This is a genomic window from Polaromonas eurypsychrophila, assembly GCF_014641715.1.
GTDB lineage: Bacteria > Pseudomonadota > Gammaproteobacteria > Burkholderiales > Burkholderiaceae_C > Polaromonas > Polaromonas eurypsychrophila.
In genome coordinates this window covers 378,518-402,342 of the sequence record NZ_BMIG01000002.1, presented here as the reverse complement: position 1 = coordinate 402,342, position 23,825 = coordinate 378,518, and the positions used below count along the sequence as shown (strand labels likewise).

Here is a 23,825-nt window from a genome sequence, read left to right as displayed (position 1 = left end):
CCAGGAGACAACACCATGAACCGCCGTCACTTCACCCTCTCGCTCTCTTCCGTCGCCGCGCTGACCATCGCCGGCTGGCTGCCCACCGCCCGCGCTCAGGCCTGGCCGGACAAACCCGTCCGTTTCGTGCTGTCGCAACCCGCAGGCTCCGGCCCCGACAACGTGGCACGCCTGCTGTCGGACCGCCTGGCCAAAACCTGGGCCCAGCCGGTGGTCATCGACAACAAGCCGGGCGGACAAAACATCACTGGCGCGCTGGTGGCCGCGCGTGCGCCGGCCGACGGTTCATCGTTCTATTTCGCCACCACGGCTGCGCTGGTAACCAACCCGCTGCTGTTCAAGACCCTGCCCTACGACCCGCAGAAAGACTTTGTCCCGGTCGCTTTTGTGGCCAAAAGCCCATTCGCGATTCTGGTCGAAGCCAGCTCGCCGATCAGGACGATGGAAGACCTGATTGCGCGCTCGAAAGCCGAGCCTGGCAAACTCACGCTGGGCAACGAAGGGCCGCGCACCTTCAGCGGCATGATCGCGCGCCTGTTCAACGCCCGCTCCGGCGCACAGGCCAATCTGGTGTCCTACTCCTCTGTCGGCGTGGGCTCGCAGGACCTGATGGGCAAACACATCGACGCGATGGTCGCCGACCTGGCCTCCACCGCTGCGCTGGCCAAACAGGGCCGCATGCGCGTGCTGGCCACCACCTCGGCCAAACGCGTCGCGGGCTGGGAACAGGTGCCGGCGCTGGCCGAACTGCTGCCCGGCTTTGACATGGTGGGCTGGTTTGCCGTGGTAGCGCCCAAAGGCACACCACAGCCGGTCATCACGCGCGCCAACCGCGACATCAGCAGCTTGCTGGCCGACAGGGAGGTGGCCGACCGGATTGCCGCCATCGGCCCGATTGCCGAACCCGGCCTGTCGGTGGACCAGGTAGCGGCCTTCCTGGCCGGTGAACATACGCGCTGGGCCGCCATCACCAAAGAAATCGGCGTGCTGCCGGAATGAGCACACCGCAATTCGCTATTATTTCCATAGCTGGTTGCGCTCGCCAGTCATGGGCCAGAGGCCAATTTGGCTCTTTAACTCAAGCCAGCAATGCATCCGCAGCCGCACGCCCTGGCCAGGAGTCTGGGCGGCAGAAGGCGTCGAAGAGAAAAGTGGCCCCGGCGAGGACAGTTTTTGCCAGGTTTGCAGCGCCATAGCCGTAGCTATGGGGCAAAAAGCCGGTGAAAAATGGACCGTCGCGGCCGCTTTGCAGCCGACGTTCCTTCGGCCGCCCAGGCTCCTAGACCTCTGGTCCTACAGCAGGCGGGCGAGCTTTCCGATAGGCGCTGTCACGCGCCTTGCGTAGTCTCACGGTTTAGCTGACTGTGTCGGCTTTTCAACCCCTCACTACTTCTGAAAGACCATCATGGGCATTCTCTGGACCATCCTCATCGGCTTTGTCGTCGGCATTGTTGCCAAATTTCTGATGCCCGGCCGCGACCCGGCAGGCTTCATCATCACCGTGCTAATCGGTATCGTCGGCTCTGTCATTGCCACCTACCTTGGCCGCTTCCTCGGCTTTTACCAGATCGGTGAGTCGGCGGGCTTCATCGCCGCCGTGCTGGGCGCGATAATCCTGCTGTTCATCTACCGCGCTGTGTCCGGCAAGCGCGGTTAGCCCCGCCGGCGCGCAAGCGCTAGGGATAACCCCGTCAAAAGCCCGCGCCCCTTAGCGGGCAAAAGAGGAGGAAATCCCACATACTGCCCACATCACACCGGCAAGCGGGTGGGCTGTGACCCGCACATGCCGGCCCTGGTCAGACCACCCACAGGACAAGCATGAAGCAGACGGAGCAGAACACGCAAAATGCGCAAAGTCTGCAAGACCGCGTATTGATACTGACGCAGTTGACGAAAGACCTGCAGCAACAACTGCAGCAACAGGTGGCCCAACTCCAGGCCTATGAGCGGGCCGTGCAGCAGCAGCAAGCGTCGCAAGGCCAGCCCTCCGCCAGCGACGCGACCAGCGGGCAGCAGTTCACCAGCGCTTTCGAGAATGCCGCCATTGGCATGGCCGTGCTCGGCACCGACTCGCGCCGGCTGCGCGTCAACCGGGCGTTTTGCGCGATGTTCGGTTATTCGCTGCCTGAATTGATGGCCACCGGAGCGCCCGAGGTCACCCACCCGGACGACAGGGCCGAGGACAACCTGCAACGCAGCCGCGCGCTGGCCGGCGAGATTGAAACCTACCAGCGTGAAAAACGCTACCTGCACAAGTCCGGTAGCGTGGTGTGGGCTGCATTGACCTGCTCACTGGTGCGCGACGCGCAGGGCCAGCCGCTGCACTTCATCTCGCAGTTGCAGGACATCACCGAGCGAAAGCTCGCCGAACAGCTTTCACATGCGAACGAGGAACGCTTTCGCGCGCTGGTCCAGTTGTCCACCGACTGGTTCTGGGAGCAGGACGAAAATTTCCGCTTTGTCCAGATCTCGGGTGAACTGGTCGACATGGGCCCGCTCACCAGCGACAGCAGCATCGGCAAACTGCGCCGCGAGTTGCCCTATGTGAACATGGACGAAAGCGTCTGGGCCGCGCACGAGGCGCAGCTTGCAAGGCGCGAGCCGTTTCGTGATTTTGAAGTCACGCGGCTCGACTCTCAAGGCCAGGTGCGCCACCTGAGCATCAGCGGCGTGCCGATTTTTGACGCCTCGGGGCGTTTCACCGGTTACCGGGGCATGGGCCGCGACACGACCGCGATGCGCAACTCCAACGACCGCGTGCGCGCCAGTGAGCTCCAGTTGCGCGAGATCACCGACGCCGTGCCGGCGCTGATCGCCTATGTGGATGCCGACCAGCGCTGCCGCTTTCATAACCGCGCCTACCAGGAGGCCTTTGGCCTGCGCAGCGAAGACATCCTGGGCAAAAGCATGCTCGAGCTGATGGAGCCGGCGTTTTACGAAGCTCTGCGTCCCAAGGTCGAAGAAGTCCTGGCCGGCTACCCGGTGATGTACGAGCGCAAGCAGCGCTCGGTCAACGGCGACGTGCGCAATTACGTGGTCAATTATTTTCCGCGCTACGGCGAAGACGCGGACGAGGGCAAGGTCATCGGTTTTTATTCGCTGGCCACCGACATCACTGAGCTCAAGCGCATCGACCGCCTGAAAAGCGAATTTGTCTCTACCGTGAGCCACGAGCTGCGCACGCCGCTGACCTCCATCCGCGGCTCGCTGGGCCTGATCTCGGGCGGCATTGCCGGCCAGTTGCCCGACGCCGCCATGAAGCTGATTGGCATCGCCAAAAACAATTGCGAACGCCTGATCCGGCTCATCAACGATATTCTGGACATCGAAAAAATCGAGTCCGGCCAGATGCGCCTGGACTTGCAGCCGATGGCGCTGATACCGCTGCTCACGCAGGCGATTGCCGCCAACGAAGGTTATGGCCTGGCCAACCAGGTCAGCTTGATCCTGCAGTGTGACGAGCCCGAGCTGCAGGTTCAGGTGAACGTCGAAGCCGACCGGCTCACGCAGGTGGTGACCAATCTGCTGTCCAATGCGCTGAAGTTTTCGCCCACCGGCAGCACGGTAGAAGTACGGGTGACGCGTGCCGGGCTGGGCGTGCGGGTCGCGGTGCGCGACCACGGCCCCGGCATCCCCGAGGAGTTTCGCACCCGCATCTTCCAGAAGTTCTCGCAGGCTGATTCGTCCGACACCCGCCTGAAAGGCGGCACCGGACTGGGCCTGAGCATCTCGCGCGCGCTGGTGGAAAGCATGGGCGGCAGCATCAGTTTTTCATCCAGGCTCGGCGAAGGCACGACGTTTTTCTTCGAGCTGCCGCTGTGGCACGGCACGTCCGAAGCGGCACCGCTGGCGCCCCGCTCGCGCATCCTGGTGTGTGAGACCGACGTGGATGTGGCCAGGCTGATCGCCATCATGCTGGACAAGGCCGGTTTTGACTCGGACCTGGCGCACAGCGCGGAGCAGGCCACGGCCTTGCTGGCCGCCCGCAGCTACGCCGCAATGACGCTGGACCTGCGCCTGCCCGGCCAGACCGGTGGCGCCTTTCTCAATCGCCTGCGCCAGAACGACGCCACACGCGCGCTGCCCGTCATCGTGATCTCCACGCTGGCCAGCGACGGGCAGCTTCAACTCGACCACAAACCGTCGGCGGTGTCGGACTGGCTGACCAAGCCAATTGATGAGGCGCAGCTTGAGTCGGCCATGCAGCGCGCCATGGCCGCGCTGCACGGCCGCAAGCCGCGCATTTTGCATGTCGAAGACGATGTGGACATCCAGCACATTGTTGCCGCCATCGCGGCCGATTTTGCGACCTTTGAATTCGCCAACAACCTGACCGAAGCTCGCCAGCGGCTGCGTGACAAACCGTTTGACCTGGTGCTGCTGGACCTGGGGCTAGGCAGCGAGTCCGGCTGGGACCTGGTGGAACTGATCGACAGCCTGCAGCCCCGTCCGGCGCTGGTGGTGTTTTCTGCCAGTGAGGTCTTGCCCGACGCCGGCACCCGGCCCGATGCGATGCTGGTCAAGGCCTCGACCTCCAATGCCGATTTGCTGCAAACCATTCAACGCGTGCTGAAGATGCCGGCAACCCCTCCTGCCGCAGATACTTAAGCCGGGGCGCTATGTTATTGATAGCTGCTTGTGCCCACGGAATAACGGCCAGTCTGTCATTGCGGGCCCCGACCCGCAATCCATGCCACATCAGCCGCGTCCGTCGCCATGCCCCGCGCGCCGCAACACCCAAGCAGATCAGCGCGGCCGGAACATGCGAAACAGCTGCTGCGGCCCCACCGTGAAATAGTCGCCCGGCCCGCCAGCGCGCAGCACGTGGCCGGCAGCGGCCGTGTCGTAAATGCCGTCTTTCAACAGCGCTTTGGCAATGTGCACCGCCACATCACCGAGCACCAGCCAGGTATCTACCTGCTGGCCGCCCAGGCCTTCGAGCCGCAAACACCGCAGCGCACAGAGCCTGCTGCCCCTTCATCTCAGAAAGAGTTGATTTGAATTAATTTCTGGCCACAAAACAGATAAAAGAACCATCTGCACGCCGAAAAAGCACTACATTAATCGCGAGGTCATTTGCAATAACTCGTAACATCCGCGAGTATTTGCAATTTTATCCAGATCGGTCGACCGCAACACCAGCCAAACTGAAGGAGGCCTCATGAAATCAGCATTAGCTATTTTGCTCACCCTTTTCGCCGTCGTCGCCGCACCTGCCAGTGCGCAGAAAGAGAAAGCGGCGGTAGCCGGGCCCATTCTTGTCGGCCAAAGCGCCGGCCTCACCGGCGGGCAGGCGCAGTACAGCGCCGACGTCAAGCAGGGTATCGAGGCCTTTTTCAACGCTGTCAACACGGGCGGCGGTATCAACGGGCGGCAGATCAAGCTGATCAGCGAAGACGACAAGGGCAAGAAGGAAAATGTCGTTGCCAATACAAAGAAACTGGTGGAAACCGACGGTGTCACGGCGCTGATCGGCTACACCAGCGGGGCCGGGGTCGAAGCCACACTCGGTTATATCGACGGCACCGGCGTGCCCATGCTGTCGCCCGCAACGGGCAACATGGGCATACGTGCCAGCTTCCACAAATCGCTGTTCCACACGCGCGCCGGCTATGACGACGAAATGAAGAAGATGGTGAGCCACCTGGCGCTCACCGGCGTCAAGCGCTTCGCCATCGCCTACCTCGACGATGTGGGGCCGGCCAACCCCCAAGCCATGCACGACGCGCTGACGGCCAACAAGCTCAAAGCCGTCGTCGCCGTTCCTTTGAACCGCAACGCCACCGACTTCAATGCCCAGGTCATCACGCTGCTCGAAGCCAAGCCAGAGGTGGTGCTGTTCATCAGCAACGGCACACCCGTTGTGAAAATCATCGAAGGCATGCGCGCCAATGGGTATGGCGGGCAGTTCGCCACCAGTTCGTTCTCAGGCCTGAAGGTGATTGATGACCTCAAAGCCCTGTCCACCGGCCTGATCATGAGCCAGGTGCTGCCTCCGACCAGCCGCACCCACCTCAAGCTGATCAAGGACTACCAGCAGCATCTGCAGGCCTTTGCGCCCGGTGCCAAACCCAACTCCACCAGCCTGGAAGGCTATATCGCGGCACGCGTGCTGGTGGAGGCGATGCAACGCAGCGGCAGCAGCTTGGGCGCCGGCCGCCTGATCGCCGCGCTTGAGAACATCCGCCAGCTTGACCTGGGTGGCTACGAGGTCAAGTTCTCGCCGACAAACCACGACGGATCCCGCCGCGTGGACACCGGCGTGGTGGGTCGGGACGGTTCACTGAGGTTCTGACAGCCATCGCTGGACCGGCGCCTGCGGGGGCCGGTGTCCACGCGCCGGAGCGTGTTCAACCCGAAGCGCTGCCCTTTGCAGGCCTCAGGGTTTGAGGCCAGATGTGCTCCTGTATTGATAGCTGCTGGCGCGCGCTGCGTGTGGGCGCGGTGCTTGTTGGGCTCAAGGTTTTCGCAGCCGCGCCGGCGACAGCATGGCTTCGGTCAGGCCGAAGCCGGCAATGCGTTCCGGCAGCGGCAGCCCGCGCGCCAGCGCGGCACACGCCTCGCCCATCGCGGCCGAGGTCTGGATGCCGTAACCGCCTTGCGCCGCGACCCAGAAGAAACCCGGCGCCCCGGTGTCGAAGCCACCCACCAGATCGCCGTCGGCCACAAAGGAGCGCAGCCCGGCCCAGGTGCGCGTCGGCCGGCGGATGGTGAGCGTGGTCATTTCCTCAATGCGGTGAATCGCCATGGCGATGTCGAGTTCTTCGGGCTGGATGTCCTGCGGCGCCACCGGGTCGGCATTGGCCGGGGAACCCAGCAACATGCCCGCATCTGGCTTGAAGTACCAGCCCTCGTCGATGCTGGCTGTCAAGGGCCAAGCGCTGCTGTTCATGCCCTCGGGCGGTGCGAAGATAAAAGCCGAGCGGCGGCGAGGCTCCAGCCCGACAGGCGACACGCCGGCCAGCGCCGCCACCACATCGGACCAAGCGCCGGCGGCGTTGATGACCACGGGCGCTTCATAGGTTTGCCCGCCCGCCTGAACCTGCCAGGCGTCGCCCTTGCGCGTCAGCGCCGTCACTTCGGCATGGCAGATCACCTGGCCGCCGGCCCGCCGCATCCCGCGCAGAAAGCCCTGGTGAATGGCATCGACATCCATGTCGGCGGCATCAGGCTCCAGCACCGCGCCCAGCACTTTCTCAGGTCGCAGCACCGGCACCAGCGCGCAGGCCTCGGCACCGGTCAGCAGCCGCGCATGCGGCGTGACGCTGCGGAAAACGTCCCACTGCGCGGCCAGCAGCGCATCCTCGCCATGCGTGGCGACCATCATCGCGCCGCGCGGCGAGATCAGTGGGTGGTCGCTGAAACCTTCGGGCGGGTGTTGAAAAAACGCCCGGCTCGCCATCGTCAATGCCCGCACCTGGGGCGTGCCGTAACTTTCCATGAACAGCGCGGCCGAGCGCCCGGTGGAGTGGTAACCCGGCTGCGACTCGCGCTCCAGCACCACCACCCGCCCATGGGGCGCCAGCCAGTAGCCGACCGACGCTGCGGCGATGCCGCCGCCAATGATGATGAAGTCGGCTTGTTCAGCCATGGCAGTCCTTCATGATGGGAGTGTGGCGGACTCGAACGCTCTTGTTTTGATAGCTGTTACCGCTTGCTGGACAGGGGCTGGAGGTCGATTTGATACATCAACCGCACCGGATGGCGACTCAGTCCTTGTAGCCGGCGTCGATCCTGTCCAGCTTGCGCAGCAGCGCTGGCCACATGAAAGTGCCGCCTATGCCGCCGGCGCGCACATAGGCGCCTGAGCTGTCGTCGGCGTTCCAGATCTCGGGGCCGAAGTGGATCAGTTCACCGCCCGCCTGCGCGCTGAGCTGGATCTGGCAGGTGCTTTCAAACCGGTACATGCTGGCAAAGGCGTCAGCAACTGTCTTGCCGACCACCAGCAGGCCATGGTTGCGCAACACCAGGTGCGTGGCAGTCCCCAGGTCTTTTTGCAGGCGCGGCTTCTCGTCATCGCGAAAGGCCACACCTTCGTAGTCGTGGTAGCCGAGTGAGGCCAGCACAAAAGCCGACTGCTGCGAGATCGGCAAAATGCCGCCCTTTTGCGCACTGACCGCCACACCGGCCCGCGTGTGTGTGTGCATCACACACACCATGTCGTGCCGCGCCTCATGCACCGCGCTGTGAATCACAAAGCCCGCCGGATTCACCGGGTAGGGCGAATCAATCACCTTGTTGCACTGCGCGTCAATCTTGACCAGCGAAGACGCCGTGATCTCGTCAAACATCAGGCCATAGGGATTGATCAGAAAGTGGTGCTCAGGCCCCGGCACCCGCGCACTGATGTGCGTGAACACCAGGTCACTCCAGCCATACAGCGCCACCAGCCGGTAACAGGCAGCCAGGTCCACACGCAGTTGCCATTCTTCCGCGCTGACAACTTCTTTGAGGGAAGCGATATTCATGGAATGCTTTCAGGAAGACGACAAAGCCTGACTTTAAACCGGAGCGGCGTGGCGGGGTCAAGGTGTGCCCGCTGAAACCTTCCGGCGGTGTCAGGGAAGAAAAGTCCGGCTTGCCGCTCTGATTTTGATAGCTGGTGGCGCCCACTTAGCGCGGGTTAGAGGCCGATTTGATGCATAAACCTGCCCCGCCCGGACTATTCTTCCTTGAGCCGGCGGCGCTCAACCGCGCGCCTTTTGCGCTGCCCGTCCAGAAACCAGGCCAGGAAAGGCAGCAAAACCATGGAGCCCGGAATCGCCCAGATAAACAGGTAAGGGCTGACCGAGGAGGCCGAACGCACCATCGCCTTGAGCTGGACTTTGTCCTCCGGCGTCCAGGTGTCGCCCTTGCGCTGCTTCATCAGCAGCGGCCACGCCCCCTTGATATGCGCCAGCTCTTCGCGGAAGCGGTGCTTCTCGCGGTGGTTGCTGGCCACAATAGAGACGAACCAGACCGGCGCCCGGCTCATCTTGGCCTGAAAGTGTGCGGTGCTGTTGGGGTCGAACACCTGCTGCGTCTCGACCACCGTGACCTCAACAACCGTCATCGTCGTCACTGTTGCCACCGTCGTGTCGGGCTCGTCCGGAAGAACGATGTCGGGGGTGGTGGCGGCAGTCGGCGGCATCTGGGTCATGACCCAATTATCGGACCAGGGCTTGGCGGGACTTGTGGGAGAAACGCTTGACGCGTCAGGGGGACGACTAGTCTCACGTCAGCCACAAACGCGGCCTGATCGCGCGTTCTTGTGATTTATTTACCCTAGGGTTTCACCTCGCAATCGTTGATTCGCCACCTCATTGGGCAGTAGCCCCGTAGCCCTTACGGCCAGAAGCAGCGATGATCGTTGTCACAAATTGTTAGCAGGTGGTGACTTCGGATGGCGGTACTTATTCCCTCGATGGGCAGTTGCGTCTCGCGCATGACCGGCGGCGAGCGCCGACTCGCGGAACGGCTGGAGCAAAAGCTCGATGACGACTACCTGCTTTGGTACGACGTGCCAGTAGGCCCCAAACAGTCTCACCCCGACTTTGTGCTGATACACCCACGGCACGGCCTGTTGATTCTTGAAACCAAAGACTGGCGGCTAGACACCATCAAGAGTGCTACCCGACAGGCGTGGGAGATCATTCCCGACGGGCAGCTCAAAGTGGTCATCAATCCGCTGGCGCAAGCGCGGCATTGCGCCATTCAGGTGGTGAACGCGCTGGAGCGTGACGCCCAGCTAGTGCAAGACAGCGGACCGCATCAGGGCAAGTTGGCCTTCCCGTGGAGCCACGGTGTCGTATTCACCCGCATCACACGCAAGCAGTTTGACGCGGCTGGTTTAGGCGAGGCTATTGCGCCTCACTATGTGATTTGCCAGGACGAAATGCTGGAGACTGCCGACCCCGAGGCTTTTCAGCAGCGGCTGTGGAATATGTTTCCCCACTCCTTCGGCGGCGTCATGTCGCTGCCGCAACTGGACCGGGTGCGCTGGATCATGTTCCCGGAAGTACGGGTGCAGACACAGGGCGCGCTGTTCGACGACAGCAATGAAGAGGCCGAGTTACCGAGCATCATGCGCGTGATGGACATCCAGCAGGAACAACTTGCGCGCAGCCTGGGCGACGGCCATCGCGTAATTCATGGGGTAGCGGGCTCCGGCAAGACAATGATCCTCGGATACCGCGCCGAGTATCTGGCGCAGGCCAGCACCGCCAGCAGCAAGCCCATCCTCATCCTGTGTTTTAACGAGCTGCTGGGCGTGAAGCTGCACAGCGTGATGACCGCCAAAGACTTGAGCGGCAAAGTGCATGTGCGGCATTTTCACAAATGGTGTCGCGACCAGCTGGTGGCCTTTGGGCAAACCTTGCCGGCGAACAGCATGCCCGTAGAAGCCAAAATGGAAGACATGGTTTTGCGCATCATTCATGGTGTTGACCGCAACCACATCCCCAGTGGTCAGTACCAGGCGGTGCTGATCGACGAAGGCCACGACTTTGCGCCCGAGTGGCTCAAGCTCGTCACGCAAATGGTAGACCCGACCACCAACAGCCTGCTGCTTCTCTATGACGATGCACAAAGCATTTACGAACGCAGCCGCAGCAAACAGTTCAGCTTCAAAAGCGTGGGCGTTCAGGCGCAGGGCCGCACGACCATCTTGAAAATCAACTACCGCAACACCAGGCAGATCCTGCAAACCGCCAACCTGATTGCAGCCGACCTACTGACCGCGGACGATAAAGACGACGATGGCATACCGCTGGTCAAGCCCATCAGCTGCGGGCGCGACGGGCAAGCGCCCATCATCATCAAACTGCCCAGCCTGCGCGAAGAAGCCTTTGCCATTGCCGACCAGTTGTGCAGCGCCCACAAAGAGGGCCACGCCTGGGGCGACATGGCCATCCTGTGCGCCGACTGGAAAACCATGGACCTGTGCGCCGACGCCCTGCATCAGCGCAAGCTGCCGTTCAAGGTGCGCAAACGATCCGGCGACTACAACCCTGCAGCGGACGCCATTCAAATCATGACCATGAAGGTCAGCAAGGGTTTGGAGTTTCCTGTGGTCGCGTTGCCGGGTGTGGGGCATATGCCTGCGGCGGGAGAGGATGAGCAGGAAGCGGCGCGGGTGTTTTATGTGGCGGCGACGCGGGCTACGCAGAGGTTGGTGATGGGGGTGGGTGGGGATGGGAGATTTGGGAGTACGTTAAGTGAGAGCTTGTCAGCAAAATGAAAATTGAACCGATAAGCAACCTGCTGGTTGCAAATAATCTTAAGTATCCAACTCTCGCGATACTTCAACCGACAATGACGCCTTACACAGCGCTACTTGTACAACCAGAAGCCACTATTCAGGTGCGTGACGATTTCATCCGCAATGCCGATCGTATGAACGCACAAAATTTGTTCACTGCAATTGCGCAAGAAGCTAGTGCACGTTCAGTTGAATTACTGGTCACGCCCGAGTACAGCTTCCCATGGATCGCAATAGAAGAGCTCCTTTCTAACGGTACTACCCCGAGAACGGGCCAGCTCTGGGTATTAGGTTGTGAAAGTTTGCCAATTGCGGAACTTGGTGGTCTTCAGGCTCGATTCTCAGAATGGGCGACAGTGATCCACGAGCCAATAATTCGACCACAAGGGGCGACCACCCGCTACCTCAACCCGATGGTTTACATTTTTCGAACTGAAAAGATTGATACGAATGAACCAAAAGTCGTCATGGTCGTCCAGTTCAAGACAGCGCCGTCTGGCGACCCTCAGAACATAGAAGCAACTCGCATGGCGTTAGGAAATGCCGTGTATCTTTTTGAACACGGAAATGAAGTTCGGCTAATCACGCTGATTTGTTCAGACGCCTTAGCATTCAGCAAAAAGGACATCGACGAGAACTACGAGCATCTCCTTCTGTTGCACATCCAGTTAAACGATAAGCCCAGGCATGAAACCTATATGCGCTATCGGCGACAACTCTATGAATTAGAAGGTGACAGGACTGAAGTGATTTGTTTGAACTGGGCAGAAAACATTACGTTTGACTTGCATGATGGAAGCGCACCAGTCAAAAAAGCAAACATCAGCGCATCCGCGTGGCACTCGAAATCCGCCAAACTCGCAACTGACGATGTCCGTGTGGAAAAGAACCACCTTAGCGGGTTGTATTACACGCATGATGACGAACAGCACAGTCATATGCTTCATTTCAGCTACAAGCCGGCAGCATTTCTTCTACAAGCTTCAAAGGTTCGTCATCACGCTGTCCCGGCCGCGTTGTCCCGACGTCTTGGTCCAGAAGTGACGAAGGTTCTTGAGTGGGAAGCAAAAACTGTAACGTGGACTGAGGCGATGCAACCGCTAGACGACGGCTTCAATGAGATGACCAAGGCCTATGGTGCTCCAGTTACTGATTTAAATAGTTGTCATTTAGTTAGTCCACTGGCCATCGAACGCGTTTCCTGTATCGCAAGCGGCGACTTTGGGCCAAGGCAGGATTGGTTCAAAGCTAGTAATTTGTCTACTACACGTCTTGAGCCTAGGACCGAGGTCGTTCGACGTGTTTCCGTTGCCCTAGACCCCGACGGCAAAACCTTCAGGGATGAGCGCGTACGAACCATTCGAGCCCTTGCAAGTATTCCGTACGCATCGCTACCGCTACCTGCGCGAATGTTGGATCTGCAGTCAGGTTACCGATTCAATTGGAGTGCAACCTCTCCGAATTGCAATGTACGGTCGATTGATGCTGACAAGCCTGCGACGCTTGTATACGTGGGCGAAGGTCCGCTGCGAGAAGATCTTTCAAAGTTTCTCGCAAAAATTAGGGCGACAACATCCCACACTCTGTTTGCTGACCGGTTTTGCCTTCTCTACCGGGATGGTCAAGACGTGAAGCGATTTGACCCACCACTGGACCGATCAATCACTAGTACTGACGTGCACCCAGGGAAAAACTTCATGGAGCCAGAAAAATGATTACTGCGGATATCCTTGGCAATCAGGTGGGAGCAAGACTTGCCAATGTGAAGCATGTCTCAAAGGGAGTTGTGCGAGGCGAGCGCACGGACTCGACGGGTCGCCCCTATGCCATCTACTATTTTTCGTTATCAACTGACTTGAAGGACTGGTTTGAGCACCTAGAACAACGACAAGACGAGCTAATGGGCTCTAGCTATTTCGAAACGTCGGGCGACTTGCGCTGGAACCACTATCTCTATCTGTTGGTTGACAATGCTGAAGTAGCCGGTGATTCATTTTCCGCGTACAAGCGGCAAATTGAAAGTGACAGAAGCTATGCTCGTAAGCTTGTCTTGAATCAAGAAGAACTGTCAACAGCGCTCAGTGAATTGGAGTTTTCGCAAGCTAGGCCGAATGATGCTCTCAAACCTGATGTTTCCGAAAGATGGACGAATCGACTTCTAAAAGCAAACCTTGGAATCGTGCTGGATCAGTTACCTCTTGCCGAGACCGTGCGTGCAATATCAAACGGGCTACCGGGTAAGCGCCTTCTAAATGCCGACCGTGATCGCCAACAAAAAAGCTTGCAGCCTCTTGCGACCAAATTCATTGACGCAATCGATCTGGTTCGATTTCGACATTGGCCTCAAATGCAATCGTTTGACTCGCTAGGTACTGTAAATCTGCTTGTCGGAAGCAACGGGGCAGGGAAGACTTCGATGTTGGAAGCCATTGAGTTCTTCTATTGTCAAGACAACGCTAGAACTACGGCCCCAGGTTCAGCTCACGTAAGAATAAGACTTCAAGACTCAGCGAAGTGGCTAGATACCAGGGTCCCGACCAATTCGGCAGAGGCCAAACAACGAAATTTGGATTGGTACGGGCAACGGGATTTGAAGGGGAGCACTCTCAAAAATAGTTTCGCACGCTTTAACTTTTTAGCTACTGACGAAGCTGCCATGCTCGGGCAGAAAGACGCAAAAATTAGTTTCGAGGAAATGCTGTCCAGGCTTGTAGCGGGCCCGCAAACGGCTGAGCTTTGGGATCACATATCACGCATCCAACAGCCGGTCGCCGCAGAGCTGGCGCGCATACAAACTGGCCTTCATGAGGCGACCAAAAGAAAAGAAAACATAGCGACACTAATCAAGACTGCAGAAGCGGCTCCGCGCGCCTCCGATTCCGATTTTTCTGCTTTAACAGAGGATCTTGCGCGACTTCGCTGGATAGAAGAACCGGCGAGAACTACTATTGCTTCGACTTTTGTGCCGGCGTTGACGAGGGCATCATCAATTATTCGGGAACTTTTGACCGAAGAACTTGGATTGCAACTGGTGTCGCCCGCAACCGTCTCCAATGCATTCCAGACGGTGGATTCAGCATTGGCGACTGCTGATGAGATGTTTAGAGAGATCGCTGAAGTTGATTTAAAAGCACGTACTGGACGTGCTTTAGAGGCCAAATTGAAGCGAGAGATAGAGACTTTCAAATCGATACAACAGGCGCAACAATTGGGAGCCTTTAACCTGACCCAAGATCTTGACCGCTTGAATCAGCAGCAAAACTCGTTAAAGGCAATCGTTGGTGTGGAAGCAATTCCCATCGAGCCTCCTACGTGGTTTGATACTGCGGCTGGCTCGCTTGACGAGGAATTTACTTCTGTCATATCGCAGAGCAACACACTTAAAAGTCAAATTTCGAGACTTAACGAAGAGCTATTAGCTGCGCGTGCAACACAAGAAGCAACCACGTCATTGGTCGCCGAGTTGCGTACGTTAGCTAATCACTTTTTGGAGAGCAGCCCAAGTCATAAGGATTGCCCAGTTTGTGCAACCTCCTTCGATCCAGGCCAGCTCCTCCAGCGACTAAAGGCGGTGTCGTTTGAGGCATCAGCGGAAAAGACAACACCCATCCTGAACGCTCTTGAGACGGCAAAACAAGCCTATGGACTTGCCGAATCCAGACGACTCACCCTCTGCTACTTACTAGCCTACGCGAAACGAACAGAGCTTTCGGTCGGGAGCACGACTACGCACGAGGTTCATTCGAACTACTTAATGCAGCGCCAGAGATTTGAGGAAACCCAACGAATACTTTCTGAAGTTGCCCAACGGCTATCCGACCTGACGAGTGCTGGAATAGCCCTAGGTGGAATTGCGCAACTTCTGCAGCTTGCCCAAGACACGGGGATAGACGCGTTCGCATCCAATAGCGCTGACCAAGAATTGCTGAATAAGGGTGAAGAACTCCGAACCGTCATCAATTTGCTTCATGAATATGCGGCCGATGAAGCGCGCTTGGTGTCGTCAATCCGCCTAACTCTATTCGCGGACGGCGAGACAACTCTCGGGCTTGATCACATTCTGAAAGAATCGCGTGATCGCCGCAAGCTACTGCAGAAGGCGAACGGATTGATTGAGGAATTAAGAGCATTCGTGATGTTGGAGGAATCAAGTGACGCCACATCGATTGCTGCGAGAATCGAAAGCGCAAAAATCGCAGCAGAGCGATTTGCCGCAGCGCTCGTCACCGAAAATTCCTCCAGAGCGGCCGAGACGACTGCGAGAGCGCAACTTAGAGAGATTGAAGGTGAGATAGCCGAATATGAGGAAACCGCAAAGCGGCTCAAACTCGCGTCGACTGAACTTGCGGCACTTAAAAGTGATGATTCCCTAACCGATGCGACCAACATTGAGCTAGTCGGTGTGCAGGCAACGACTGACGCGGTATTTCGGAGAATCCATTCCCCCCACGAATATGGTGTGCAACGAGATGCCCACGCGCCCCTATTCCGCCTTGACGATCCGAACAAATCGGTAACGCTTCGCGACATAAGCACAGGACAACGCGCCGCGTTTGTGCTGTCTGTCTTCATGGCAATGAATTCAAAACTTCAGACGGCACCACCAGTACTGCTGTTCGACGATCCCATTGCCCATGTCGACGACTTCAACTCACTTTCATTTCTGGATCACCTTAGAGATGTCGCGCTCATGGGAAACCGCCAAATTTTCTACGCAACTGCGGACGCGAGGCTTGCGGGGCTTTTTGAACATAAGTTCTCTTTTATGGGGAATAAATTTCGGCGGTTTGATTTAGTTAGGTAAGGCTTCATCGACACCGGATTGCTGCTCCATGAGCGGTCGCTTGGCCCCGCATGAGGGCCGATATGCTCAGGCAGATACCAGTCCAACAAAAAAGAAGAGGTCCCGTCGCCATGCATGAAATCATCTGTCCACACTGCAGCAAAGCCTTCAAGATCGACGAAGCGGGGTACGCCGACATCCTCAAGCAGGTGCGCGATGGCGATTTTGACAAACAGTTGCACGGGCGGCTGGAGCTGGCCGAGCAGGACAAGCGGAATGCTGTCGAGCTCGCCCAGGCCAAGGCGGCCAGCGAAATGCAGAAGTCTGCTGTAGCCAAGGATGCCGAAATCCAAGACCTGAAGGCCAAGCTCGACGCTGGTGAGGTCGCACGCAAGCTAGCCGTGACCGAGGCTTTAAGTGCTGTTCAAACGCAGCGTGACGCACTCGCGAACGAGCTTGAGCAGGCAAAACGCGACAAGCAGGCCGCTTTTGAGCTAGCCGAGGCGAAGCTCTTTCACGGGTTACAAAATGCCGCTGCGACTAAAGACGCGGAGATCCAAGGTCTGAAGGCCAAACTAGACGCCACTGAGGTCATCCAAAAACTTGCGATCACCGAGGCTGTTGGTGTGGTCGAGAGGGAAAGAGACGGGCTGAAGGGTGGCCTTGCCCGGGCGGAGCTAGAAAAGCAACTCGCAGAGCAGGCGCTCAAAGACAAGTACGAAACACAAATTAAGGATCGCGATGATGCGATTGAACGTCTTCGCGATTTGAAGGCTCGTTTATCAACCAAGATGGTTGGCGAGACCCTCGAACAACACTGCGAGACTGAGTTCAACCGCATTCGCGCGACAGCGTTTCCAAGAGCATATTTCGAGAAAGACAACGACGCGCGGACTGGAAGCAAGGGGGACTACATTTTTCGCGACCTGGACGAGTCAGGAACCGAGATCGTCTCCATCATGTTCGAAATGAAAAATGAAAACGACCGTACTTCTACAAAAAACAAGAACGAAGACTTTCTGAAGGAACTTGACAAGGATCGCCTTGAGAAGGGGTGCGAGTATGCCGTGCTGGTCTCACTGATTGAGCCTGATAGCGAGCTTTACAACACCGGGATCGTGGATGTGTTCCACCGATACCCCAAGATGTACGTTGTTCGCCCACAGTTCTTTCTGCCCATCATCACGCTGCTGCGCAATGCGGCGATGAACTCGCTGAAATACAAATCGGAGCTTGCGTTAGTGAAGGCTCAGAACATCGATATCACGAACTTCGAAACCAACCTCGAGACATTCAAGACCGCATTCGCGCGGAACTACGACCTCGCGTCCAATAGCTTCAAAAAGGCCATCGATGAGATCGATAAATCTATCGACCACCTGCAGAAAACCAAGGACGCGCTGCTTGGCACAGATCGAAACCTACGTCTTGCGAACGATAAGGCGCAAGACGTCACGATCAAGAAGCTGACGCGAGGCAACCCAACGATGGCAGCCAAGTTCGCCGAGCTCAAGAGTCCTGATCACTCCGACCCGGAATGATTCGGGTCATTGATGTGTTCAGGGGAAATTGATAACGTTGATTTGCGAACGCTGGGGCAGGCTTCGCAATCAAGCACACCCACGCATCCGGTGCCTAGAAAATTTTCCAAGCAGGTGAGAGTTGCTTTGTCAGACAACTATTTTGATCAACGTTTTCATCAACTGATTGCCAAACACTTGTCGCCCTTCTTGTCTCCATCACCCAGCGGTCACCTAAGTGCGTCGGTCTCAGCAAGACGCGTGGCAGCACGAAACCACCACACTGCGCAAAGCGGGCCAGCAACTGCAGCGCAAGGTGCCTGTCGTGCAACTGGCGCTGGCAAATGACCCCAAGTTGGCGTGGCAACTGGCGCTGGAAACTGGCGAGCCCGTCACCCATATCTGCGGCTGGATTGTGGACACCAGCATCGAGTGCGACCACCAGCGGTTTGGCGGCTTTCTGAAAGTCTCGTTGGAAGAGCTGCTGATTGCGCTGCGTGATGACCGGCATTTGCGGCATGACCCCAACGGGATGTTTACGCAGGTTATGCCTGCTGCCGCCGCAGAGCCCCAAAGCCTTTACCCGCATGGGTTCAGCGCTGGGCGTTTCATGGAAGTGGTGGAGACGCAGGCTGTGTGGGACGGTATTTGAAGTCCCGTGCGCTCCGGTTTTGATAGCTGCTTGCGCATATGCCATCTGGGCTATCGGTCAATTTGATCGCATGAAAATCCCACACTAGCTGGTATTACTTCTTGGTGACTCTGGGTGCCATACCCGCCTCGGGCGCCAGGTAGTTCTGCCCCGACACCACCGACTTGCCGGTTTGGCTCTCCAGTTGTTTGCGCGCCTGCTTGGCAATGCCGCCGCCAGCTTTGGCTGAGGTGGTGTTTTCGGGCAAGCCGCTGGCGTTCATCGTTTCAGCGATCTGGCGGGTAGACAGCTCGGCCAGTGCGGTAAAAATCAGTTCGGCCTCGGTCATGTGGTCGCGCAGGTTGTGGCTGCTCAGGCCTTTGACGGCCTTGTGGTCTTTGACGCTGACGCCGCTCCACTCGGTGTGGATGATGTTGGTGAGAATGGCAAACTCATGCCCGGCCTTGATGTCGTGTTCGCGCCAGTAGTCGGTGAGTTTGTTGCGGGTTTCCTGCCCGGTCATGCGCTGGGCAATCCACTTGTCGCTGCGGCCATGCTGCTGCCAGGTCTGGCGGGCGCGGTTGAGCGAGAGGGCGGGGTCGGCCATTTCCTGCATGCGCTCATAGCCCACCTTGGCAAGCCAGAGTTTGATGGGTTCGGCTTTGGGGCTGGGGATGGATTGGACGAGCCTGAGCAGGGTTTCGGCGGTGGCTACATCGGTGAGTCGTTGTTTGCCATCTGCGGCGGGCATTTTCAACTGGTGACAACTTGTCACCAGTTGACTTCCCTCTTTATCCAAGCGACGTTTGAGCTGGTTCCAGTACTTGCGAGCGGTCAGGTCATCTGGCTGTTGCGTCAGCACCTGCACCACGTCAATCACCGAGAACCACCAGGTCTCGGTGGCTTCGTCAAACACACGGCGAATGGACTGGCCGTCAAAGCTGGCAGGAAAAACTTTCATGGCGACCCCCTGAAGAGCAGCAACCGTGCTGCGCGCTGAGTACTGTATTTTTACACAGTGCATCGACGCCATCCACAAAAACCTGCATCACGTTGTTTTAAGGCGGCCCACCCCCACCGGGCGGCAGCGCCACGACTCAAGTACCATCCAGTTCTAATTTTTGCCCGCTTCAGGGCACCCCACGGAGACAACCCAATGTTCAGTCATGTCATGGTCGGCGTTAACGACCTCGAAGCCTCAAAGAAGTTTTACGACGCGCTGCTCGGCACGCTGGGCATTGCCCCCGGCACTGCCAACAACAACCGCTATTTCTACCGCAGCAAGACGGGCACCTTCGCGATCAGCACGGCCATCAATGGCGAGCCGGCTTGCCACGGCAACGGCAGCACCATCGGGTTCAAGGCAGAGTCGTCGGAGCAGGCGGACGCCTGGCATGCGGCAGGCATCGCCAGCGGCGGCACGACGTGTGAAGAGCCACCGGGCTTTCGTGACGGCGCTGTGGGCAAGCTCTACCTGGCCTACCTGCGCGATCCGGACGGCAACAAGCTTTGCGTGCTGCACCGGCCTGCGGCCTGATCCGTCAGCGTCATCAAACCCCGGCAACTGCCCGGTCCAGCCGCTCCTGAAAATTGCAGTTCGGGTACAAAACCGTCATGGCCTGAAAACCCTCTTTCAGGCGCCGGCGCCAACCGGGGCCCCGTGCCATCACGTCCTGCCACATCGCGGCAACTTCAGTGGCGTCGTGCACCAGCAAATAGTCCAGCAAGGCAGCAGCCTGCGCGACATCCTTGCGCGCCTTGGTTCTCTGGATTTGTGGCCGCTCACCGTACACCAGCAGCTTGTGCAGGGCATATCGCTGCGGCCGCGGAAGATTGACCACGATCGGGCCGGCGCGGGCAATCAATGTGCTTCGCACCGGATCTTGCAGCGACAGCTCCATGAAGCGCAAAGGCTGCATGGTCAGGTTCAGCCGTTCCACGTTGACCGGTGCATCGCCAGCCCGGCCGCGTGAAGTCAAGAAGTCGAGGTCGAAATCCGGTTCGTCCGCCTTTTTGAAGGACGTGTGTTTCTGGTTCGGTATAAATCCCATTTCCAGCGACTCTATGGTTGCTGTCGTGTCCAGCTTCAGGTTCTCAGGTAGCGCCAAAGAGACGTTGCGGCCGGCGTGGGCAAAGTCGAGGTCCAGCGTAGCGGTGCCAGCGCTCCAGCGCACACCAAAGATGTTTTGGTAGGCCAGAAAAGCATGTGTTCCAACAAGAATGGCACCGGCAGAAAACAAACCGCTGTCTGCAAGGCGTTCGATCACGCGCGCATGTTTGGCTGGAATGTCCGCACAGCCCAGCTCGATCGCGGCTCGGGTGATGCGCACCATCTGCTGTTTGGCAAGCTTTGCTGCCGGGTCGGCGTGGCGCTCGATCAAGCCGCGGGTGGCGTCGTCGTCCGGACCCACATAAGACTGGCGCAATTCGCCGTCCGGCATCTTGACCTGGTAATACCAGTAGGCGCGCCCAGACACATTTTTTTTGGCAAATCCGCCTGGCAAATCAGCAATGCTGCGCTTCAAGTCTGCCTGACGCGCGGCATCATCCACACCGGCAAAAGCGGTCTGGGCAGCAGCGGAAAGCTCTTGATAAAGTGGCATATACTACCTTTACTATTTTGGTAGTATAGTACACCGAGCCTGCAGCACTGGGCACAAGCATTCCCCGACCCGACCAACCCGCGCCCCAAGCTCCGCATGCCCCAAGCCCCTCCAGCCTTTCACGCGCTACCGCATGCGGTCAGCCGCCTGCGCGCCTCGCGCCTGGCGCGCAGCTCAAAACCATTTCTGGCGCGTGGCGGCCCGCGCGGGGAGCGCTGCACCGGTTGCCGGCTGCTGCCCAGCCACTGCCTGTGTGCGCTGCGCCCGCTGCTGCCTGTGCGTGCAGGTGTGTGCCTGCTCATGGCCGACATCGAGCCGCTCAAACCCAGCAACACGGGCTGGCTGGTGGCCGATGTGGTGGCCGACACCTTTGCCTTTGGCTGGGCGCGCACCGAAGTCGATCCGGCGCTTTTGAGCCTGCTGGCAGACCCGCAGTGGCAGCCTTACCTGGTGTTTCCTGGTGAGTTTGTCGACAGCGCGCGGGTGGTGACCGATGTGCAGCCCCGTGAGGGCAACACCGGCAGACGCCCGCTGTTTGTGTTGCTTGACGCGACCTGGCCCGAGGCGCGCAAGATGTTTCGCAAAAGCCCCTACCTCGACAAGCTGCCGGTGCTGAGCCTGCAGAGTGAGCAGCTCTCCAGCTACAAGCTGCGCCGCTCCCAGCGCGACGAACACTTCTGCACCTCGGAAGTGGCGGCGCTGTGTCTAGCGCTGGCCGGTGAGGCGCAGGCGGCGCAGGTCCTGGAGGCGTATCTCGACGTGTTCACCGACCACTACCTGAAGGCCAAGCAGCAGCAGCCAGTGGATGCGGACGACGCGGCGCACCAGCGGCTGCGCGGTTTGCGCCTGGGTTGAGGTGACGCGGCATGAATTGCGGGTCAGGCCCGCAATGACAAGCAAGGCCAAGTTGCTCCTATTTTGATAGCTGCTAGCGCCTGTCTGGCATGAGCTGGAGGCCGATTTTGCTTGTATTTTGGACATCAGGACAGCTCCCGCCCGCCGGTATGACGCGTGGCATGGATTGCGGGTCGAGCCCGCAATGACAAGCAGGCGGCCAAGGCGCGACAATGGAGGCCATCACGCCAAGCCCGTAACGGACCCGCGTCACCCCACTTCAAGAGCCCCACCATGACCGACGACATCAACCGCCAGAACGAACTCAAAAAGATGGCGCTGTGCGACGCGTGCGCCGGCATCCAGCGCAACTGGCGCAAGGCACCCGGCCACCCGGAGCTGGTTCAGGGCAACAACCGCCAGGAACGGCGCGGCGGCGCGCTGGTCACCGTGACCAAGTACCAGTGCGACCGCTGTGGCACCGCCTGGGAGTACGAGAACGACAAGGCCAACCTCAAGGCCGGCTGGTCGGTCGTCGGACGCGCGCGCAACTAGGGCGCTGTCCGCGGCAGCGCGAAGTGAAACACCGCGCCTTGGCCAACCCGCCCTTCAGCCCAGATCCGGCCGCCGTGCTGCGTGACGATGCGATGCACGATAGGCAAGCCCACGCCGGTGCCTTCAAACTCCTGGTCGGTGTGCAGACGCTGGAAAACCTCGAACAGCTTGTCATAGTCGGCCATGTCGAAACCGGCGCCGTTATCGCGCACGCTGTAGATCACTTCAGCGCCCTCGATGCGCCCGCTGATGTCGACCAGCGGGCTGCGGGCGCCGCGGCTGTACTTGACGGCATTGGAAAGCAGGTTGATCCAGACCTGGCGCAGCAGGCCGATGTCGGCGAGCGTGGGGGGCAGCGAGCCGAGCTGGAAGGTGGTTGCGGAGCTGCTGCCGGGCTGCAGCTCTTCCAGTACCGCGGCAACCAGCACCTGCACGTCCACCTCGGTTCTGCGGATGCTGCGGTGGCCCAGCCTGGCAAAAGCCAGCAGGTCGTTGATCAGCTGGGCCATGCTTTTGGCCCGCCCGGCAATCAGCGAGAGGTAGCCCCGGCCATTGTCATCGAGCAGCGCGCCATACTTCTTCTGCAGCAGACCGGCGTAACCAGCGATCACGCCCAGCGGTGAACGCAGGTCGTGCGTGGCGGCGGCGGTAAAAACTTCCAGGCTTTTATTGGTGGCCTCGAGGTCGAGGGCCTTAGCCTGTAAAACGGCGTTCAGCTCCTGGACCTCCTGTTGCAGGGCTTTTTGCTGTGTCACGTCTTCGGCGATGCCCAAGATGTGGGTGAGCTCACCCCGCGCATCACTCACCGCCACCTTGCGCGTGTGCAGCACGCGCTGCCCGCGCCGGGACGAAATCACCTGGTCCACCGCATCAAACGCCGGGTTGCTCATGCTGACCTGGCGGTCCTGCTCTTCCAGCACCCGGGCCTGGTCGCGGCTAAACAGCTCGCCGGCGTTTTTTCCAATGACATCTCCCCGGTCCATCCCCATCATGTCCTCGGCCGCGCGGTTGATGCGCACATAACGGAGGTCACGCACGTCCTTGATGTACACCGCCGACGGGATGTGTTCGATCATGGAGTCAAGGAAATGGTTGGCCGAGCGGAGTTCCGCCGAACGTTGGTCCAGCAGGCCCTGGCTCTCACGCAGCAGCCGGTTGCGCTGACTGGTGGCCAGCAGTGCCATCACCACCTGCGACAGCTGCGACAGCGCACGCTGCTGCGCGGCCGTCAGGCGCCGCGGCTGCACGTCCATCACGCACAACATGCCGAGGTTGGCGCCGCTGGCGGTGGTGAGCTGGCTGCCGCCGTAGAAACGGATCTTCACCTCGCCATTGAGGGTCGGGTTGTCGGCAAAACGCGCGTCGCGAGCGACGTCTGACACCTCAAAAAACTCGTCCTGGATGATCGCGTGGGCGCACAGGCTCTGCTCGCGGGGGATGTTGCATTGCCCCACACCCATGCCATGCTCGGCCTTGAACCACTGTCGCTCGCGATCAATCAGGGAAATGGCGCCGAAGGCGGTGCCGCACACCGTGGCAGCGAGTTCGGCCACACCGTCGAACAGGCTGTCGGCCGGGGTGTCCAGGATCTCGCTGGCATACAGGGCCTGCAGGCGCGCCTCTTCGTTGGCGGGAATGTGGGGTATTTGCATGCGGCTCC

At 59.2% G+C, this 23,825-nt stretch carries 18 protein-coding genes and 1 pseudogene; 12 read left to right on the top strand and 7 right to left on the bottom strand.

Going from position 1 to position 23,825, the window contains the following annotated elements; all coding sequences use genetic code 11:
• Nucleotides 1-15: 15 nt before the first annotated feature.
• The 3 genes from IEX16_RS04355 to IEX16_RS04345 all read left to right on the top strand — a co-directional run bounded on the left by IEX16_RS04355 (nt 16) and on the right by IEX16_RS04345 (nt 4,608).
• Nucleotides 16-999, top strand: a complete 984-nt coding sequence (locus IEX16_RS04355) for a Bug family tripartite tricarboxylate transporter substrate binding protein (RefSeq protein ID WP_188706956.1) — start codon at nt 16-18, stop codon at nt 997-999.
• Between the two features lie 406 nt (nt 1,000-1,405).
• On the top strand, nt 1,406-1,657 hold the full coding sequence (locus IEX16_RS04350; protein WP_188706954.1) for a GlsB/YeaQ/YmgE family stress response membrane protein: 252 nt from the start codon (nt 1,406-1,408) through the stop codon (nt 1,655-1,657).
• A gap of 161 nt (nt 1,658-1,818) precedes the next feature.
• Nucleotides 1,819-4,608 carry a PAS domain S-box protein gene (locus IEX16_RS04345; protein ID WP_188706952.1) on the top strand — a complete coding sequence of 930 codons (2,790 nt, stop codon included), beginning with the start codon at nt 1,819-1,821 and terminating at the stop codon, nt 4,606-4,608.
• A gap of 138 nt (nt 4,609-4,746) precedes the next feature.
• Here the strand turns inward: IEX16_RS04345 and IEX16_RS04340 are convergent.
• Nucleotides 4,747-4,947: pseudogene (locus tag IEX16_RS04340) on the bottom strand (flavin reductase family protein); the annotation flags it as partial.
• A gap of 214 nt (nt 4,948-5,161) precedes the next feature.
• Here IEX16_RS04340 and IEX16_RS04335 point away from each other — a divergent pair.
• Complete coding sequence (locus IEX16_RS04335; protein ID WP_188706950.1) at nt 5,162-6,295, top strand: ABC transporter substrate-binding protein; 1,134 nt, start codon at nt 5,162-5,164, stop codon at nt 6,293-6,295.
• 162 nt (nt 6,296-6,457) lie between these two features.
• Here IEX16_RS04335 and IEX16_RS04330 read toward each other — a convergent pair whose 3' ends face one another.
• The 3 genes from IEX16_RS04330 to IEX16_RS04320 all read right to left on the bottom strand — a co-directional run bounded on the left by IEX16_RS04330 (nt 6,458) and on the right by IEX16_RS04320 (nt 9,139).
• The gene (locus IEX16_RS04330) at nt 6,458-7,591 is read right to left on the bottom strand and encodes an NAD(P)/FAD-dependent oxidoreductase (RefSeq protein ID WP_188706948.1); all 1,134 of its coding nucleotides are present in this window, start codon (nt 7,589-7,591) and stop codon (nt 6,458-6,460) included.
• A gap of 118 nt (nt 7,592-7,709) precedes the next feature.
• Nucleotides 7,710-8,468, bottom strand: coding sequence for a class II aldolase/adducin family protein (locus tag IEX16_RS04325; protein WP_188706946.1), 759 nt, complete (start codon nt 8,466-8,468; stop codon nt 7,710-7,712).
• Between the two features lie 194 nt (nt 8,469-8,662).
• Complete coding sequence (locus tag IEX16_RS04320) at nt 8,663-9,139, bottom strand: hypothetical protein (RefSeq protein WP_229676163.1); 477 nt, start codon at nt 9,137-9,139, stop codon at nt 8,663-8,665.
• A 243-nt stretch (nt 9,140-9,382) separates the two neighbouring features.
• Between IEX16_RS04320 and IEX16_RS04315 the strand changes: the two genes are divergently transcribed.
• The 5 genes from IEX16_RS04315 to IEX16_RS04295 all read left to right on the top strand — a co-directional run bounded on the left by IEX16_RS04315 (nt 9,383) and on the right by IEX16_RS04295 (nt 18,194).
• Nucleotides 9,383-11,218 carry a DEAD/DEAH box helicase gene (locus tag IEX16_RS04315; protein ID WP_188706943.1) on the top strand — a complete coding sequence of 612 codons (1,836 nt, stop codon included), beginning with the start codon at nt 9,383-9,385 and terminating at the stop codon, nt 11,216-11,218.
• Nucleotides 11,215-12,954 (top strand): hypothetical protein, encoded by a 1,740-nt coding sequence (locus tag IEX16_RS04310; protein WP_188706941.1) that lies wholly within the window; start codon nt 11,215-11,217, stop codon nt 12,952-12,954. Before IEX16_RS04315 ends, IEX16_RS04310 begins: the two co-directional genes overlap by 4 nt.
• Nucleotides 12,951-16,043, top strand: a complete 3,093-nt coding sequence (locus tag IEX16_RS04305) for a DNA replication/repair protein RecF (protein WP_188706939.1) — start codon at nt 12,951-12,953, stop codon at nt 16,041-16,043. Before IEX16_RS04310 ends, IEX16_RS04305 begins: the two co-directional genes overlap by 4 nt.
• A 110-nt stretch (nt 16,044-16,153) precedes the next feature.
• Nucleotides 16,154-17,563: a DUF2130 domain-containing protein gene (locus IEX16_RS04300; protein WP_188706936.1), complete on the top strand. Its 1,410-nt coding sequence runs from the start codon at nt 16,154-16,156 to the stop codon at nt 17,561-17,563.
• A gap of 217 nt (nt 17,564-17,780) precedes the next feature.
• On the top strand, nt 17,781-18,194 hold the full coding sequence (locus IEX16_RS04295; RefSeq protein WP_188706934.1) for a hypothetical protein: 414 nt from the start codon (nt 17,781-17,783) through the stop codon (nt 18,192-18,194).
• Between the two features lie 94 nt (nt 18,195-18,288).
• Here IEX16_RS04295 and IEX16_RS04290 read toward each other — a convergent pair whose 3' ends face one another.
• Nucleotides 18,289-19,134 carry a BRO family protein gene (locus IEX16_RS04290; RefSeq protein ID WP_188706932.1) on the bottom strand — a complete coding sequence of 282 codons (846 nt, stop codon included), beginning with the start codon at nt 19,132-19,134 and terminating at the stop codon, nt 18,289-18,291.
• A gap of 195 nt (nt 19,135-19,329) precedes the next feature.
• On the opposite strand from IEX16_RS04290, the gene IEX16_RS04285 reads away from it, so the two are divergent.
• On the top strand, nt 19,330-19,710 hold the full coding sequence (locus tag IEX16_RS04285; RefSeq protein WP_188706930.1) for a VOC family protein: 381 nt from the start codon (nt 19,330-19,332) through the stop codon (nt 19,708-19,710).
• A gap of 13 nt (nt 19,711-19,723) precedes the next feature.
• Here the strand turns inward: IEX16_RS04285 and IEX16_RS04280 are convergent, their stop codons facing one another.
• The gene (locus IEX16_RS04280) at nt 19,724-20,776 is read right to left on the bottom strand and encodes a GSU2403 family nucleotidyltransferase fold protein (protein WP_188706928.1); all 1,053 of its coding nucleotides are present in this window, start codon (nt 20,774-20,776) and stop codon (nt 19,724-19,726) included.
• A 96-nt stretch (nt 20,777-20,872) separates the two neighbouring features.
• Between IEX16_RS04280 and IEX16_RS04275 the strand changes: the two genes are divergently transcribed.
• A complete protein-coding gene (locus IEX16_RS04275) occupies nt 20,873-21,631 on the top strand; it encodes a tRNA-uridine aminocarboxypropyltransferase (RefSeq protein ID WP_188706926.1) in 759 nt (252 codons plus the stop codon).
• 273 nt (nt 21,632-21,904) lie between these two features.
• The gene (locus IEX16_RS04270; protein ID WP_188706924.1) at nt 21,905-22,165 is read left to right on the top strand and encodes a hypothetical protein; all 261 of its coding nucleotides are present in this window, start codon (nt 21,905-21,907) and stop codon (nt 22,163-22,165) included.
• On the opposite strand, the gene IEX16_RS04265 is transcribed toward IEX16_RS04270, so the two are convergent.
• Nucleotides 22,162-23,817 (bottom strand): sensor histidine kinase, encoded by a 1,656-nt coding sequence (locus tag IEX16_RS04265; RefSeq protein ID WP_188706922.1) that lies wholly within the window; start codon nt 23,815-23,817, stop codon nt 22,162-22,164. The genes IEX16_RS04270 and IEX16_RS04265 overlap by 4 nt on opposite strands.
• Nucleotides 23,818-23,825 lie beyond the last annotated feature (8 nt).